Genomic DNA, 16,247 nt, shown 5'->3' with positions numbered 1-16,247 from the left:
GGCGGACTCCCCTCGGTCACGTCGGGCTCGAGCGGGTCAGCGAGTAGTACCCGTGGTGCCCTCGCGGTCGCTGTCGTCCCGATCGGCGTCGTCCGGCTCGGACCCGTCCTGCTGAGCGGCGTCCTCCGTCGCGTCGTCGCCGCGCGAGTCGTCACGGCCCGAATCGCCGCTGCCGGACTCGTCGCTCACCGAGTCCTCATCCGAGTCGTCGTCCGAGTCGAGCGAGATCTCGTCGATGTGGCCGATCAGTCCGCGGAGCCCCTTCACGTACCCGGCGATGGCGTCGCGCTCGGTGCGGATCTCGTCGAGACGCCCCTCCGCCGTCGCGACGAGCTGCCGGTTGCGCTTCTCGGCGTCGGCGAGCATCTCCTGGGCGCGCTCGCGGGCCTCGGCGAGCAGGCGGTCCGACTCGTCCTGGGCGTCGCGGCGCAGTCGCGTCGTCTCGTCGAGCGCGTCGCTGCGGAGCGCGTCGGCCTCGAGCCGCTTGTCGTTCGCGCGACGGAGCGCATCGGCGAGCTGGAGGTTCGACTCGTCGAGGTAGCGCTGCGTCTGCGCGACGGCCTCCTGGTGACGGAGGAGGTGGTCGCGGTCGGCCTCCTCGCGTCGGGCGGCGAGCTCGACGGTCAGGTCGATCCGCGCCTGCTCGACCTCGCGCGAGAGCGCCGCGGCCTCGTCGGCGGCGGCGCTGCGGAGCCCGGCGACCTCGGCGTCCAGCAGAGCGACGGCCTCGGCCCGGTCGTGCGCCAGGCGCGTGCGCTGATCGTCGAGCTCGCGGGCGGCATCGGCGCGGCCGGTGGTGATCTCGGCGTCGAGCGCGGCTCGGGCCGACGCGACATCGGCGTCGAGCGCGGCGCGGGCGGACGCGACCTCGGCCGCGACGGCGGCCCGCGCCTGGGCGATCTCGGCCTCGACCGCCGCGCGCAGGCGGGCGACCTCGGAGGCCACCTCGGCGCGCTGCAGCTCGGTGCTCTGCGCGAGGCGGGCGGCCTCGGCGCGGGCGATCTCGACCTCGCGGGCGGCGACGGCGCGCATCTCGGCGGCCTCCCGCTCCGCCTCCGAGCGGATGGCTGCGGCCTCGCGCTTGGCCGTCGCGCGCGTCTCGGCCGCCTCGGTGGCCACCGTGCCGCGGATCGCCGCGGCCTCGCGGACGGCGTCCTGGGTCATCACGTCGCGGTCGTCGGCGGCCTTGCCGAGCGTGGCGGCGGCCTGCGCCTCGGACTCGTTGCGGGTGCGGTCGGCGCGACGGCGAGCCTCCGTGACCAGGCGCTCGGCCTCGTCGCGCGCCTCCTGGAGGATCCGATCACCGTCGTCGCGGGTCGAGCGCCGCAGGGCGGACGCGTCGTTCTCGGCCTGGGCGATGATGCGCTCGGACTGCTCCTCGGCGACCCGGAGCGTGTGCTCGAGCTTGGCGCCGAGGCCGGCGTAGGTGGGCGCGCCGACCTGCTGCAGCTCCTTCTCCAGCTGGTCGATGCGCGAGGCGAGCCGCTTGGACTCGCGACCGCTCTCGGCGGCCTGGGTGTTGGCGTGGATCAGCTCGCGCCGCAGACCCTGGATGGCCTTGTCGACCTCGTCGCGGTCGTACCCGCGGAACGCCTGGGTGAATTCGGCCTCGTCGCTTGCCACGTCGTCTCCTCCGGAAGGGTCAGCGCCACGCTCGCGGCACTCCGGGAAGTTTAGTCAGCGGTCCGTGCCGGGCCCGGGGGCGACACCCGCTCGCGGCGCCCGCCGCGGGCACTCTCGGCGGATCTCCTGGGTCGCGCCGAGGGCATCGGCTATCGTGGACTGTCTTTATCTGTTGCCGTCGTGCCCCGGTCCGGCCGTTCCAGCCGAACCGGCTGAGGCCGCCACCCCGATCCGGCAACGCAGGAGGAGTACTTTCGTGCGGTTCGTCTTCGCCATCATCGCCACTGTCATCGCTGCCGCGCTGATAGCGCTCGGCATCGGTCAGCGGACGGTGTGGGCCCCGCCCGAGTCCCTGACCGCGAGCACCGCCCTCGAGTCGGACGCGCCGTACGCCGTGATCGACGGCAGCGTCCTCGCCTCGAACGAGGGTCGGCAGTCGATCACCGTGGAGGGCGAGGGCGACCTCGTCCTCACCTACGCGCGCACCAGCGACGTGCTCGGCTGGGTCGGCGGGTCGGAGTACGACGAGATCGGCTACGACGCGGAGACCGACGAGCTCACCGCCTCGACCGAGACCGGCACGGCGATCGACCTGGCCGCCGACGTGCTGACGGCCGACGCCGAGATCGTGGATCCCCGGGGCGCCGACCTGTGGCTCGAGCAGCTCGAGGGCGCCGGCAGCATCGACGTCGCGCTGGACGTGCCCGAGGACATCTCGCTCCTGATCGCGACCGACGGGACCGCCCCGGCCGCGGACGAGATCCGGGTCAGCTGGCCCGTCGACACCGCGACTCCGCTCGCCGGCCCGCTGCTCGCCGGCGGTGCGCTCTTCCTCCTGATCGGCCTCGGCCTCTACATCTGGGCCTTCGTGCACCTGCGCCGCCAGCACGGCCCGCGTCGCAAGGGGCCGCAGGGCAAGGTCCCGCGCGGGGTCCGGCGTCCGCGCCCCCGCGCCGGGATCCAGGCGTCGGTCGCCTCGCCCGCGCGGAGTCGCCGCCGCGGGCTGCTCGTGCTGCCCGTCGTCCTGGGCACCAGCGCCCTGCTCGCAGGCTGCAGCTCCGACTACTGGCCCGACCTCGCAGCCGGCGCCACCGCGACTCCCACCGCCACCGCGACCTCCACCGCGGGTGCCGAGCCGGTCGCCGAGATCCCGACCCCGGTCGTCACCACTCAGCAGGCGGAGGCGATCGTCGCGTCGATCGCCGACACCGCCTCGGCCGCAGATGCGGCCCGCGACGCCGCGATCCTCGCCGAGCGCTTCCAGGGCGAGGCGCTCACCGAGCGGACGACGAACTACGAGGTCGTGAACAAGGGCGGCACGATCGACGCGCCCCAGGCGATCCCGGCGTCGCCCGTCAGCGTCGTCCTCCCGCAGGACACCGACACCTGGCCGCGGGTGGTGACGGCCGTGGTCGGGGACCCCGCCGACACCACGACCGCGCCGATCGCCCTGATGATGAGCCAGGCGAGCCCGCGGGTCGACTACAAGGTCGACTACGCGATCTCGCTCGAGGCCAACGCGCGGATCCCCGACGTGGCTCCCGTCACGGTCGGCACGTCGATCGTCGCTCCGGACTCGCGCCTGATGACCCTCGCTCCCGAGACCGTCGGGGCGGCATACGCCGACATCCTCGCCACCGGCGACGCCAGCCAGTACGCCGAGCTGTTCTCGCCCGACGGCGACACCCTCCGCGGGCAGGTCGGCGTCGACAAGAAGAACGCCGATCGGGAGGCGCTGCCCGACACCGCATCGATCGAGTTCTCGAACAAGGCCGGCACGTCTCCCACGATCGCCCTGGCGACCAACGACTCGGGCGCCCTCGTCGCCGCGAGCATCGCCGAGGTGTCGACGGTCCGGCCCACCGCGGAGGGATCGACCGTCTCGACCTCCGGTGCCTCGCAGACCCTGCTCGGCACCGACAAGTCGACGACGGGGATCGAGACCACCTACGGTTATCAGTTGTTGTTCTACGTACCGCCCGTCGGATCGGAGGAGAAGATCGTGATGCTCGGATGGAGCCAGGGACTCGTCTCGGTGGTGCAGCTGCCGTGAGCGCCGTCCCGCCCCTGCCCGGAAACCTCCGCGGCGCCGTCGACCTGTCGAGTCTGGTGAACCGGCGCGCGCCCCAGGCGCCCGCTCCGGCCGCCGCTCCCGGAGGCGCGCCCGCCGGATCCGCCCCCGCGAACCCGCTGCTGCTGACCGCCGGGGACGCCGAGTTCGACCAGGTCGTCCAGCTCTCGTCGCGCGTGCCGGTGATCGTGGACCTCCGCGGCTCCTGGTCCGAGCAGAGCACGAGCATGACCGCACTGCTCGAGAAGGTCGTCGTCTCGTACGCCGGAGCGTTCGTGCTCGTCGGCGTCGACGCGGAGTCGAGCCCCCAGCTCGCCCAGGCGTTCCAGGTGCAGTCCGTCCCGACGGTCGCCGCCGTCATCGCCGGGCGCCCGGTGCCGCTGTTCAGCGGCCTGATCGCCGAGGAGCAGCTCCGCGACCTGCTCGAGCAGCTGCTCCAGCTCGCCGCGCAGAACGGAGTGACGGGGTCGGTCCCCGTCGAGGGCGTCGCGGCCGAGGACGGTGCCGAACCCGAGGCAGCTCCGCTGCCCCCGCACCACCAGGAGGCGTACGACGCGATCGACGCCGGCGACTACGACGCCGCGATCACCGAGTACGAGACCGCCATCGCGCAGAACCCGCGCGACGACCTCGCCGTCGCCGGCCTCGCCCAGGTCAAGCTGCTCAAGCGACTCCAGGGCAGGACGATGGAGGAGGTGCGCTCGACCGCCGCCGCCGAACCGTCCAACCTCGACGCGCAGCTCGCCGTCGCCGACCTCGACGTCTCCGGCGGCCACGTCGAGGACGCCTTCGACCGGCTCCTGTCGATCTTCCCCCGGCTCGACGCCGACGGGAAGGCCGCCGTGCGCGCCCGACTGCTCGAACTGTTCGAGATCGTCGGTACGACGGACCCGCGCGTGAACAAGGCCAGGGCGCGGCTGACCGGTTTGCTGTATTGAGTTCTCTTGCGGGGCGAGCGCGAGCGCTCGCCCCGCCGCGGTCGGCTGGGTGGGTGGTCGCGTTTCCGGGAGCGGGGTGCGTTCGGCTCGCTCGAAACGCTGACACGCGTTTCTCGCCCATCGCCTTCGAGAGGGCGCGTGGTCAGTCCACGGGAGGTTGTCGGTGAGCTCCGCTGCGCGGTCGGGTCGAGAGGTGTCGTCGTACTGAGCGTGCTGCGCACGGCTCCTTCGACTGAGCGTGCTGCGCACGGCTCCTCCGACTGAGCGTGCTGCGCACGGCTCGCTCGAGCGTGCGTGCTGCGCAGAGCTCGCTCCGGGCATGACGCGAGCGTTGGTCGCCGGTGAACGTGCTGCGAACGACTCCGCCGCGGGCGCGCGGAGGAGTCTTGCGGACGGTTGTGGGTGGTCGGCCGGTGAGGGGGCCGAGGGTCAGTCGGAGGCGGGGCGCAGATAGAGAGCGGCCAGCGGGGGGAGGACGACCTCGGCGGAGGCGGGGCGGCCGGACCACGGCTCGTCCTTGGCCTCGACGGAGCCGAAGTTGCCCACACCGGAGCCGCCGTAGATCTCGGCGTCGGTGTTGACGAGCTCCTCCCAGCGGCCGGCGACGGGCAGGCTGACCCGGTAGCCGTGCACGGGCGAGCCCGAGAAGTTCACGATCACCGCGACCGGCCGACCCTGCTTGTCCTTGCGCAGGAACGAGATGACGTTCGGAGCGGCGGAACCGCCGTCGATCCACTCGAAGCCCGCCTGATCGAAGTCGAGCTCCCACAGCGACGGCGTCTCGCGGTACACGCGGTTCAGCTGGCCGACGAGATCGAAGAGACCGCGGTGCGCGGGCTGGTCGAGGATCCACCAGTCCAGGCCACGCTCCTCCGACCACTCGGAGTACTGGCCGAACTCCTGCCCCATGAAGAGCAGCTGCTTGCCCGGGTGCGCCCACATGAAGGCGAGGTACGCCCGCAGGTTCGCGCGCTGCTGCCAGTGGTCGCCGGGCATCTTCTGGATCAGCGACCCCTTGCCGTGCACGACCTCGTCGTGGCTGATCGGCAGGACGAAGTTCTCGCTGAACGCGTAGACGAACGAGAAGGTGATCTCGCCCAGGTGGTACTGGCGCCACAGCGGATCGTTCGCCATGTAGTTCAGCGAGTCGTGCATCCAGCCCATGTTCCACTTGAGCCCGAAGCCGAGCCCGCCCGAGACGGTGGGCTGCGTGACGCCCGGCCAGCTGGTCGACTCCTCGGCGATCATCATGATGCCGGGGTAGAGCTTGTAGGCCGTCGCGTTCACCTCCTGCAGGAAGCTGATCGCCTCGAGGTGCTCGCGACCGCCGTGCTCGTTCGGCAGCCACTCGCCCTCCTTGCGGGAGTAGTCGAGGTACAGCATCGAGGCGACCGCGTCGACGCGGAGTCCGTCGACGTGGAACTCCTCGAGCCAGTAGAGCGCGTTCGCGACGAGGAAGTTGCGCACCTGCGTGTGACCGAAGTCGAAGACGTAGGTGCCCCAGTCCATCTGCTCGCCTCGGCGCCAGTCCGGGTGCTCGTAGAGCGGCTCGCCGTCGAAGCGGGCGAGCGCGAAATCGTCCTTCGGGAAGTGCCCGGGGACCCAGTCGACGATGACACCGATGCCGGCCTGGTGGAGCCGGTCGATCAGGTACTTCAGGTCGTCGGCCGTGCCGAAGCGGCTGGACGCCGCGTAGTACCCCGTGACCTGGTAGCCCCAGGAGCCGCCGAACGGGTGCTCGGCGAGCGGCATGAACTCGACGTGGGTGAAGCCGAGCTCGGTCACGTACTCGATCAGCGGATCCGCCAGATCGCGGTAGCCGAGTCCGGGACGCCAGGAGCCGAGGTGCATCTCGTAGACGCTGAGCGCCTGCGTGTGCGGGTCGACCGCCGCGCGCTGCGCCATCCAGTCGCCGTCGCTCCACTGGTGGTGCGAGACCGCGATGCGCGAGGCGGTCGCCGGCGGGACCTCGGTCGAGCGGGCCATCGGGTCGGCCTTGCGGACCCAGTGGCCGTCGCGCGAGAGCAGATCGAACTTGTAGGGCGCGCCGGGCTCGAGGCCGGGGACGAAGAGCTCCCAGACACCGGTGACGCCGAGATTGCGGAGGGCGTGGCCCTCGCCGCTCCACTGGTTGAAGTCGCCGACCACGCGGACCGCCTGGGCGTGCGGCGCCCAGACCGAGAACGAGGTGCCCCAGACACCCTCGTGCTCGCGGTGGCGGGCGCCGAGCGCCTCCCACAGCCGCTCGTGGCGGCCCTCGCCGATGAGGTAGAGGTCGAAGTCGCCGACGGTCTTCGAGAACCGGTACGGGTCGTCCGTCGTCCACTCGCTGCCGTCGCCGTAGCGGGCCTCGATCGTGTACGCCTGCGGGCCGAGGATGTGGAAGCCCTGCCAGATGCCGTCGTGGAGGTGGGTCAGCTCGACGCGGGCGCCGGTCGAGAGCACCGCGACGACCTTCTCGGCGAGGGGTCGCCGGGTGCGCACCACGGTCACGGGGTCCGCGACGCCCTGCGCAGCGACCACGTGCTGGCCGAGCACGTGGTGGGGGAGCGCGTTGCTGCCGGTCGCGAGCTGCTGGAGGATCCACTCCTCGATGACGGGGAACTCGATGCCGGAGGAGCCCTCGACGACCGGGTCGGAGGCGGTCGAGGAGCCGCCCGACGGAGCCGCGGCCTCGTCGGTCCCGGAGCCGGTGGTCGTCGCCGAGCTCGTGCCGGTCGTCACGACGGTGTCGACGCGCGGGGCGAGGCCCGCCTGCTCGGCGGGGGTGGCGGTGTCGTCGCCGGGGGTGGTGCCGCTCATCGGTCGTCCGCCTTCACGCTCAGGATGTGCACCGGCTCGACGAACGAGTCCAGCCGCACGTAGTTGTCGCTCGACCAGGTCCAGACGGCCCCGGTGATCATGTCCTCGACCTGGAACGAGTCGCCCCACTCCAGACCCAGTGCGGGCAGGTCGAGATGCACGGTCGTCTCGCGGGCGGAGTGAGGATCCGTGTTGACCACGACGATCAGGGTGTCGGCGCTGCCGGTGCCCGTGAACTCCTTCTGCAGGTGCTTCGTGTAGACGATGATCGCCTCGTCGTCGCTGCGGTGCACCTGGAGGTTGCGGCGCTGCGCGAGTGCGGGGTGCGTCTTCCGGATCTCGTTGAGCCGGGTGATGTACGGCGCGAGCGAGCGTCCGGAGGCGTCCGCCGCCGCCCAGTCGCGCGTCTTGTACTCGAACTTCTCGTTGTCGATGTTCTCCTCGGCGCCCGGGCGCGCGACGTTCTCGACGAGCTCGTAGCCGGCGTAGACGCCCCAGAGCGGCGAGGCCGTGGCGGCGAGGGCCGCGCGCACCTTGTAGGCCGCCGGTCCGCCGTACTGCAGGTACTCGGTGAGGATGTCCGGCGTGTTCACGAAGAGGTTCGGCCGCATGTAATCGGCCGTCTCGTGCGAGATGCTCGTGAAGAACTCCTCGAGCTCCTCCTTGGTGTTGCGCCAGGTGAAGTACGAGTACGACTGCTGGAAGCCCACCTTGCCCAGCGCCCGCATGATCGCGGGGCGCGTGAACGCCTCGGCGAGGAAGACGACGTCGGGGTGCTCGGCGTTGACCTCGTGGATGATCCACTCCCAGAAGTCGAGCGGCTTCGTGTGCGGGTTGTCGACGCGGAAGATCCGGACTCCGAGCGAGATCCAGTAGCGCAGGATCCGCAGCGACTCCTGGCGGATGCCCTGGGGGTCGTTGTCGAAGTTGATCGGGTAGATGTCCTGGTACTTCTTCGGCGGGTTCTCGGCGTAGGCGATGGTGCCGTCCGGGAGGGTCGTGAACCACTCCGGGTGGCTCGTCACCCACGGGTGATCCGGCGAGGCCTGCAGCGCGAAGTCGAGGGCGAGCTCGAGGCCCGCCTCCTTCACGGCGTCGTGGAACGCGGTGAAGTCCTCGACGGTGCCGAGGTCGGGGTGGATCGCGTCGTGGCCGCCCTCGGCCGCGCCGATCGCCCACGGCGAGCCCGGGTCGGCCGGGCCGGCGTTCAGCGTGTTGTTCGGTCCCTTGCGGAACGTGCGGCCGATCGGGTGGATCGGCGGCAGGTAGAGCACGTCGAAGCCCATGGCGGCGACGGCGGGGAGGCGGTCGGCAGCAGTGCGGAAGGTGCCGCTCGTGACCGTGCCGTCCTCGTTGCGCACCGCGCCCTCGGAGCGCGGGAAGAACTCGTACCAGGCGCCGACGCCCGCGCGGGTGCGCTCGACGTGCACGACGCGCGGCTCCGAGAGGCTCGAGAGGCTCATCACCGGGCGCGCCGTGAGCGCCCCGTGGACAGCGGCGTCCTCGGCGGCCGCGAGGCGCGCCTCCGGAGCGAGCGCGGTGTCGGCGACGCTCGCCGCCGTGTCGGCCAGCAGGGTGCGCTCGGTTCCCGAGCGCGACTCGTCGCCGGCGGCCGAGCGGAGCAGTCCCGCACCCACCGCGAAGGTGACGTCGACGTCGAGGCCGGCCGGGATCTTGATCTCGGCCGTGTGCAGCCAGGTCGCCCAGTCGTCGGCGAAGGAGCGGATGCGGTAGGTCCAGTCGCCCTCGGCGTCCAGGCGGACGAGCCGGCCGTAGCGGTCGGTCCCGGTCGCGATCAGGCTCATGCGGTGCTCTGACTCGGCGCCCGAGGGCGAGGTGAGGAGCAGGTCGACGCCGATGAGGTCGTGGCCCTCGCGGAACGCGGTCGCCGCGAACGGCACCACCTCTCCGACGAAGGCCTTCGCCGGCCAGCGGTCGTCCTCGAGGCGCGGCTGCGGGTCGATGATCGGGAGGCGCTCGGCTCGGGTGCGGTATCCGCTGCCGGCGGGGGCGGGTGCCGCCGCCGGTGCGGCCGGTTCCGCGACCGGCGCGGGTTCGGGGGGCGTCACCGCCTCGGGGGTCGGAGCGGGGCGCCCGCGGGCCGCTCGCCGTGCGTCTTTGCCGTGTGAGGACGTGCCGAAAGGTGTCTGAGCCACGTCACGACAGTAGCGACCCGGGCGTGCTTCAGCACGCCGCTTGCGCCCGCACTCGGGCCTGTGCAAACGGTCCCGGGCGCGCCCGCTCCCGCGCCGCGGAGGTCCGCTAGGGTGTGCGAGCGCGCGCGACCCCCGGCGCTCTGCGCCCGTGCACGCCGGGATCCGCAGAGAGTCGAGGAGTGCCGTGAAGGCCATCCGCCGCTTCACCGTCCGTTCGGTCCTGCCGCCCGAGCTCTCCGCGCTCGGCGAGCTGGCCGGCAACCTGCGCTGGGCGTGGCACGAGCCCACCCGCCGCCTGTTCGAGCGGGTCGATCCCGCGCTGTGGCGCCGCGGAGGAGCCGACCCCACGGCGCTGCTGGGCACCGTCAGCCCCGAGCGGCTCGCCGAGCTCTCCCAGGACCGCGGCTTCGTCGAGGACGCGTGGCGCCTGCGCGAGGAGCTCGAGCGCTACCGCACCGAGCCGCGCTGGTACCAGTCGCTGCCGGAGTCGGCTCCGCGCTCCCTCGCCTACTTCTCTCCCGAGTTCGGCATCGCCGCCGCCCTTCCTCAGTACTCCGGCGGCCTCGGGATCCTGGCGGGGGACCACCTCAAGGCCTCGTCCGACCTGGGCGTCCCGCTGACCGGCGTGGGTCTCTTCTACCGGTCCGGCTACTTCTCGCAGGGCCTCTCGGCCGACGGCTGGCAGATCGAGTCGTACCCGTCCCTCGACCCGGACGGCCTGCCGCTGCGCGTCGTCCGGCTCGCCGACGGGTCGGCCGCGCGGATCGTGCTCGCCCTGCCGGACGGCCGGGCCCTGTACGCGCGCGTGTGGCGGGCCGAGGTGGGCCGGGTGACCCTCCTCCTGCTCGACACCGACATCCCCGAGAACGAGGACTCCCTCCGCTCGGTCACCGACCGCCTCTACGGCGGCGGGGGCGAGGACCGGCTGCTGCAGGAGCTGCTGCTGGGCATCGGCGGAGTCCGCGCCCTCGAGCTCTGGTCCGAGGTGTCGGGCACGCCGCTCCCGGAGGTGTTCCACACCAACGAGGGGCACGCGGGCTTCCAGGGGCTCGAGCGCATCTCGGGGCTGATCGGGTCGGGGCTCGCCTTCGACGAGGCCCTGCAGGTCGTCCGCGCCTCCACCGTCTTCACGACGCACACCCCCGTGCCCGCCGGCATCGACCGCTTCGACCGCGGGCTGATCGAGGAGTACTTCTCGACCGAGCTGCTGCCGGGCGTCCAGGTCGAGGACGTGCTCGCGCTCGGCGCCGAGTCGTACGACGGCGGCTCCGAGCACGTCTTCAACATGGCCGTGATGGGACTCCGCCTCGCGCAGCGCTCGAACGGCGTCTCGCAGCTGCACGGCGAGGTGAGCCGCGGCATGTTCTCGGGCCTGTGGCCGGGATTCGACACCGCGGAGGTGCCGATCGGCTCGGTCACGAACGGCGTGCACGCGCCGACCTGGACGGATCCGGTGCTGACGGCGCTGGCCCGGGACCGCCTCGGCACGGAGGACACCACCCGGGCCGACTGGTCCTCGGGGGCCCTCAGCGACTACGACCTCTGGGCCGCCCGGCGGACGCTGCGGGAGCAGCTGGTGCGCGACGCCCGGGTGCGCGCGGCGCGGTCGTGGCGCGAGCAGAACCCCGGCGGTCTCACTCCCGGCTGGCTCGACGAGCTGCTCGACCCGGACGTCCTGACCATCGGCTTCGCGCGGCGGGTGCCGACCTACAAGCGGCTGACGCTGATGCTGCACGACCCGGAGCGGCTGCGCGCCCTGCTCACGCACCCGCAGCACCCGATCCAGATCGTGATCGCGGGGAAGTCGCACCCGGCCGACGAGGAGGGCAAGCGGCTCATCCAGCGCCTGGTCCGCTTCGCCCAGGAGGCGGACGTTCGCCGGCGGATCGTGTTCCTGCCCGACTACGACATCGCCATGGCCCAGCTGCTCTACCCGGGCACCGACGTCTGGCTGAACAATCCCCTCCGGCCGCTCGAGGCGTGCGGCACCTCCGGGATGAAGGCGGCCCTGAACGGCTCGCTGAACCTGTCGATCCTCGACGGCTGGTGGAACGAGTACTTCGACGGCGAGAACGGCTGGGCGATCCCGTCCTCCGACCGCGCCCTCGACCCCGAGGCGCGCGACACGCTCGAGGCCGACGCCCTCTACGAGCTGCTCGAGAGCGAGGTCGTGCCCCGGTTCTACGAGCGCGACCACGACGGAGTGCCGCGCCGCTGGGTCCGCTCGATCCGGCACACGCTCGCCACGCTCTCGTCCGAGCTGTCGGCCGAGCGGATGGTGCAGCAGTACGTCGAGTCCCTGTACCGTCCCGCCGCCGAGGCGCACCGGGCGGTCGCCGTCGACCACTTCGAGCCGGCGAAGGAGCTGTCGGCGTGGAAGCGCCGCGTGCGGGCCGGCTGGCCGGGGGTGGCGGTCGCCTCCGTCGAGTCGGGTGGGATCGACGCCGTCCCGCAGCGGGGCGACCGGCTGGCCGTCCGCGCGGGAGTACTGCTCGGCGAGCTCGCGCCCGAGGACGTGACGGTGCAGGTCGTCTACGGCACGACCGCACCCGACGGCTCGCTCACCGACGTGCGCAGCCAGGACTTGGAGGTCGCCGAGTCCGCGGGCGCCGTGGTCCCCGCCGATGCCGTCGGGCGGACGCCGTACGCCGGAGTGGTCGAGCTGGATCGCAGCGGCACCTTCGGCTACACGGTGCGGGTGGTGCCGAGGCATCCCCTGCTGGCGCGAGCGGCGGAGCTCGGGCTGGTCGCGGCCGCGGGCTGAGCCGTCAGCGGCCGATGGCTGCCGTGATCGCCCCGGTCGCGGCGATCAGGTCGGCCGGGGCCAGCTCGATGTCGAAGCCGCGCCGGCCGCCCGAGACGAGGACGGTGTCGTACAGCTCGGCGGTCTCGTCGAGCACGGTGCGGTGGTGCGTCTTCTGCCCGAGGGGCGAGATGCCGCCGAGCACGTAGCCGGTGCGCCGCTGGGCGAGCGCCGGATCGGCCATGGCGGCCTTCTTGCCGCCCACCGCCGCCGCCAGCTCCTTGAGGTCGAGCGATCCACTGACCGGCACGATGCCGACCACGAGCTCGCCGTCGACGTCGGCGAGCAGCGTCTTGAACACGCGGTCCGGCTCGACTCCGAGCGCCTCGGCCGCCTCGGCGCCGTATCCGCTCGTCCCCGGATCGTGCCGGTACTCGCGCGGTGTGAACGGGATGCCCGCCGCGACCAGGGCGACGGTCGCCGGGGTGCCGGGGCCGCTCCTCGCCATCAGTCGCCCGCTCCGGAGGGGGTCACCTCTGCCGAGTGGGCCGCGAAGAGCTGCATCGACGTGCCCGCGACGCGGATCATCTGGCCCGCCTCGAAGGACTCGCCGTGCTCGAGCGGCACGGGCTCGTCGCTGCTCCACAGCCTGGTGTAGCCCGTCACGCCCTCGCTCGCGGCGAGGACGACGCTCGTCTCGTGCTCGACCCCGTGCACCACGAGGAGGACGCGGTCGAGCTCCTCGGTCTCGGGGGTGGAGGTGGCGAGGTACTGCATCGTCCGGTTCTCGGCCGAGGTCCAGTCGTGCTCGGACATCCGGCGGCCGTGGACGTCGAACCAGTGCATCGTGCTCGCGCTCGGTGTCACCTCGCCCTCCCGGCCGTAGCGGGAGGGGCGCAGCGCCGGATGCTCGCGCCGGAGCCGGATCAGCGCGCGGGTGTGCTCGCGCAGCTCGAGCTGCCACTCGCTCCGGCTGTCCCAGCGGAGCCAGGTGAGGTCCGAGTCCTGGCAGTAGGCGTTGTTGTTGCCGCGCTGGCTGCGCCCGAACTCATCGCCCGCCGTGATCATCGGCACGCCGGCCGAGAGCAGGAGCGTGCCGAGCAGGTTGCGCATGGCCTTGCGGCGGGCGAGGGTGACGCCCTCGTCCGGGGTGGGCCCCTCGAAGCCGTGGTTGAAGGAGCGGTTGTTGTCCGACCCGTCGCGGTTCGACTCGCCGTTGCCGATGTTGTGCTTGACGTTGTACGAGACGAGATCGGCGAGCGTGAATCCGTCGTGCGCGGTGACGAAGTTGACGGAGGCGAGCGGGCCGCGCTCGGTGGAGAACGTGTTGGAGGACCCGGTGAGGCGGGTGGCGAAGCCGCCGATGCCGACGGGGGCCGTACCGGCGCGCCGGGCGTAGTCGATGTCCGACAGCCAGAAGTTGCGGACCCGGTCGCGGTAGCGGTCGTTCCACTCCGACCAGCCGGTGGGGAACTGACCCGTCTGCCAGCCGCCCATGCCGACGTCCCACGGCTCGGCGATCATCTTGACGTCGGCGAGCTCCGGGTCCTCGACGGCGGCGACGAGCAGCGGGTGATCGGAGCGGAAGTGGGCGTTCTCGTCGCGCCCGAGCGTCGCGGCCAGGTCGAGCCGGAAGCCGTCGATGCCGACCTCGGACGACCAGTACCGGAGGGAGTCGAGCACCATCCGCTGCGCGACGGGACGTCCGAAGTCGATCGTGTTGCCGCAGCCGGTGACGTCGACGTAGTGGCCCTCGTCGGTCTGGCGGTACCAGCTCGCGTCGTCGATGCCGCGCAGGCTCGAGCGCGGGCCGTTCGGCCCCTCCTCGGCGGTGTGGTTGTAGACGACGTCGAGGATCACCTCGAGACCGGCCTCGTGCAGGAGCTTCACCATGCCCTTGAACTCCCGCAGCACGGCGGTCGGCCCGCCGCGCTGAGCCGCGGGGGAGGCGTAGGCGGCGTGCGGGCTGAAGAAGTTGAGGGTGTTGTAGCCCCAGTAGTTGGTCAGCCCCTGGCGCAGCAGCCGCTGCTCCGACACGAAGGCGTGCACGGGCAGCAGCTCGACGGCGGTCACCCCGAGGTCCAGGAGCGACGCGACGGTCGACTCGTGCGCGAGCCCCGCGTAAGTGCCCCGCAGCTCGACGGGCAGCGCCGTGTTGAGCTTGGTGAGGCCCTTCACGTGCGCCTCGTAGACGACGGTGCGGTCCCACAGCGTGCCCGGCTTCGCCGACCCGCCCCAGTCGAAGGAGTCGTCGACGACGACCGAGCGCCACTCGTTCTCGGCGACCCGCAGCAGGCCCTTCGAGTAGGGCTCGAGCAGTGCCGTCCGCGGATCGAACCGGTGGCGCGGTCCGTCCGGACCGTCGACGCGGATCGCGTACCGGCGGCCGGGGGTCAGCAGCGCCGACCGCGCCGACCACACGTCGCCCTCGCCCCGGACCAGCGGCACCGTGCGCGCGACCCAGGCCGGGTCCTTCTCGTCGTACAGCAGGAGGTCGATGGCGCTCGCATTCGCCGACCAGACCCGCAGCTCGCCGCCCTCCCCGTCCACGGTCACACCGAGCCGGGACAGAGGGTCGCGAGAGATCATGCGACTTACAGTAGTGAAGGGCCGGAGACCTCCTCCGCGCCCGCACGCGGACGGGGGACAGCGGTGATCTACCTCGACCACGCGGCCACGACTCCGATGCGCGCCTCGGCGCTCGCCGCCTTCGTCGAGGCCTCGCAGAGCCCGGGCAACCCCTCCTCGGTGCACGGCGCCGGGCAGGAGGCGCGCCGCCGCCTCGAGGACGCGCGCCAGATCCTCGCCGAGTCGCTGGGCTGCGAGCCCGTCGAGGTGATCCTGACCGCGGGCGGCACGGAGGCGATCAACCTCGCGCTCAAGGGCCTCTACTGGCAGCGCCGTGCCGAGGATCCGGCCCGGCGGCGGATCCTGGTCCCCGGGGGAGAGCACCACGCGACGATCGACAGCGTCGAGTGGCTCGCACAGCACGAGGACGCCGCGGTCGAGTGGCTCGAGCTCGACTCCGAGGGCGTGCTGCGCCCCGAGGTGCTCGCCGCGGCGATCGCCCGCGATCCTGCCTCCGTGGCGCTGGTGTCGGCGCTGTGGGTCAACAACGAGATCGGCACCATCGCGTCGGTCGTCGAGCTCGCGACCGTCTGCGCCGAGGCGGGCGTGCCGCTGCACCTCGACGCCGTCGCCGCGTTCGGCCACGTCCCGCTCGAGATCGCGGCGGTGCGCCGCACCTCCGGCTCGGGCGGGGGAGCGGGACTCGCAGCCGTGAGCGTCTCCGGCCACAAGGTGGGCGGGCCGATCGCGACCGGCGCGCTCGTCCTCGCACGGGACGCCCGGGTCGTCCCGGTGCTGCACGGCGGCGGCCAGCAGCGCGGCGTCCGGTCCGGGACGCAGGACGTCGCGGGCGCCGCCGCGTTCGCCGCGGCCGCCGCGGAGGCGACCGCCGAGCTCTCGGCGGAGTCCGTCCGTCTCGCCGCCCTGCGCGATCGGCTCGTCGCCGGCGTGCTCGAGGCGGTCCCCGGAGCGACGCTGACCGGCCCCGCCGTCGACTCCGACCGCCGCGTCGCGAACAACGCTCACTTCGCGTTCCCCGGCGCGCAGGGCGACTCCCTCCTGCTGCTGCTCGATCTGGCGGGGATCTCGGTCTCCACCGGGTCGGCGTGCACGGCGGGCATCCCCGAGCCCTCGCACGTGGTGATGGCGCTCGGCCGGAGCGAGGACGAGGCGCGCGGAGTGCTGCGCCTGACGCTCGGCCGCACGACGACCGACTCCGACGTGGACGCGGTCCTCGCGGCGTTGCCCGGGGCCTACGCACGCGCGGCGCGAGCCGGGCTCTCCAACCGGTCCGTCCTGCCCACCGACTGAGCGGGGACTGCGCCGTCCGCACGAGCGCTCGTAGA

Annotated in this window: 9 protein-coding genes; 4 read left to right on the top strand and 5 right to left on the bottom strand. The window is 72.5% G+C overall.

Going from position 1 to position 16,247, the window contains the following annotated elements; genetic code table 11:
* Positions 1 to 36 precede the first annotated feature (36 nt).
* Complete coding sequence (locus ASF48_RS13385; RefSeq protein ID WP_055792526.1) at positions 37 to 1,623, bottom strand: DivIVA domain-containing protein; 1,587 nt, start codon at positions 1,621 to 1,623, stop codon at positions 37 to 39.
* A 256-nt stretch (positions 1,624 to 1,879) separates the two neighbouring features.
* On the opposite strand from ASF48_RS13385, the gene ASF48_RS13380 reads away from it, so the two are divergent.
* Together ASF48_RS13380 and ASF48_RS13375 are read left to right on the top strand one after the other, a co-directional pair.
* Positions 1,880 to 3,676, top strand: coding sequence for a hypothetical protein (locus ASF48_RS13380; protein ID WP_055792523.1), 1,797 nt, complete (start codon positions 1,880 to 1,882; stop codon positions 3,674 to 3,676).
* Positions 3,673 to 4,632 (top strand): tetratricopeptide repeat protein, encoded by a 960-nt coding sequence (locus tag ASF48_RS13375; protein ID WP_055792520.1) that lies wholly within the window; start codon positions 3,673 to 3,675, stop codon positions 4,630 to 4,632. Before ASF48_RS13380 ends, ASF48_RS13375 begins: the two co-directional genes overlap by 4 nt.
* Positions 4,633 to 5,061: 429 nt before the next feature.
* Here ASF48_RS13375 and glgB read toward each other — a convergent pair whose 3' ends face one another.
* Positions 5,062 to 7,434, bottom strand: coding sequence for a 1,4-alpha-glucan branching protein GlgB (gene glgB, locus ASF48_RS13370; RefSeq protein ID WP_082481467.1), 2,373 nt, complete (start codon positions 7,432 to 7,434; stop codon positions 5,062 to 5,064).
* Positions 7,431 to 9,503, bottom strand: a complete 2,073-nt coding sequence (locus ASF48_RS13365) for an alpha-1,4-glucan--maltose-1-phosphate maltosyltransferase (protein ID WP_442965578.1) — start codon at positions 9,501 to 9,503, stop codon at positions 7,431 to 7,433. Before ASF48_RS13365 ends, glgB begins: the two co-directional genes overlap by 4 nt.
* A gap of 271 nt (positions 9,504 to 9,774) precedes the next feature.
* On the opposite strand from ASF48_RS13365, the gene glgP reads away from it, so the two are divergent.
* Complete coding sequence (gene glgP, locus ASF48_RS13360; protein WP_055792517.1) at positions 9,775 to 12,354, top strand: alpha-glucan family phosphorylase; 2,580 nt, start codon at positions 9,775 to 9,777, stop codon at positions 12,352 to 12,354.
* A gap of 4 nt (positions 12,355 to 12,358) precedes the next feature.
* Here glgP and ybaK read toward each other — a convergent pair whose 3' ends face one another.
* Together ybaK and glgX are read right to left on the bottom strand one after the other, a co-directional pair.
* The gene (ybaK, locus tag ASF48_RS13355; RefSeq protein WP_055792513.1) at positions 12,359 to 12,841 is read right to left on the bottom strand and encodes a Cys-tRNA(Pro) deacylase; all 483 of its coding nucleotides are present in this window, start codon (positions 12,839 to 12,841) and stop codon (positions 12,359 to 12,361) included.
* Positions 12,841 to 14,922, bottom strand: a complete 2,082-nt coding sequence (gene glgX, locus ASF48_RS13350; protein WP_055792511.1) for a glycogen debranching protein GlgX — start codon at positions 14,920 to 14,922, stop codon at positions 12,841 to 12,843. Before glgX ends, ybaK begins: the two co-directional genes overlap by 1 nt.
* A 96-nt stretch (positions 14,923 to 15,018) precedes the next feature.
* On the opposite strand from glgX, the gene ASF48_RS13345 reads away from it, so the two are divergent.
* On the top strand, positions 15,019 to 16,212 hold the full coding sequence (locus ASF48_RS13345; protein WP_055793179.1) for a cysteine desulfurase family protein: 1,194 nt from the start codon (positions 15,019 to 15,021) through the stop codon (positions 16,210 to 16,212).
* Positions 16,213 to 16,247: the final 35 nt, after the last annotated feature.

Origin of the sequence: Rathayibacter sp. Leaf299 (genome assembly GCF_001423055.1) — a bacterium.
In the GTDB taxonomy this organism is placed as follows: Bacteria; Actinomycetota; Actinomycetes; order Actinomycetales; family Microbacteriaceae; genus Rathayibacter; species Rathayibacter caricis.
Note: the sequence above shows the minus strand (reverse complement) of the source record. Positions and strands in the feature narration are given on the sequence as shown.

Bases quoted from the DNA above. Each gene is read 5' to 3' on its own strand.
- ybaK (WP_055792513.1), bottom strand. From the start codon at position 12,841: ATGGCGAGGAGCGGCCCCGGCACCCCGGCGACCGTCGCCCTGGTCGCG.
- glgB (WP_082481467.1), bottom strand. From the start codon at position 7,434: ATGAGCGGCACCACCCCCGGCGACGACACCGCCACCCCCGCCGAGCAG.
- ASF48_RS13345 (WP_055793179.1), top strand. From the start codon at position 15,019: ATGCGCGCCTCGGCGCTCGCCGCCTTCGTCGAGGCCTCGCAGAGCCCG.
- glgX (WP_055792511.1), bottom strand. From the start codon at position 14,922: ATGATCTCTCGCGACCCTCTGTCCCGGCTCGGTGTGACCGTGGACGGG.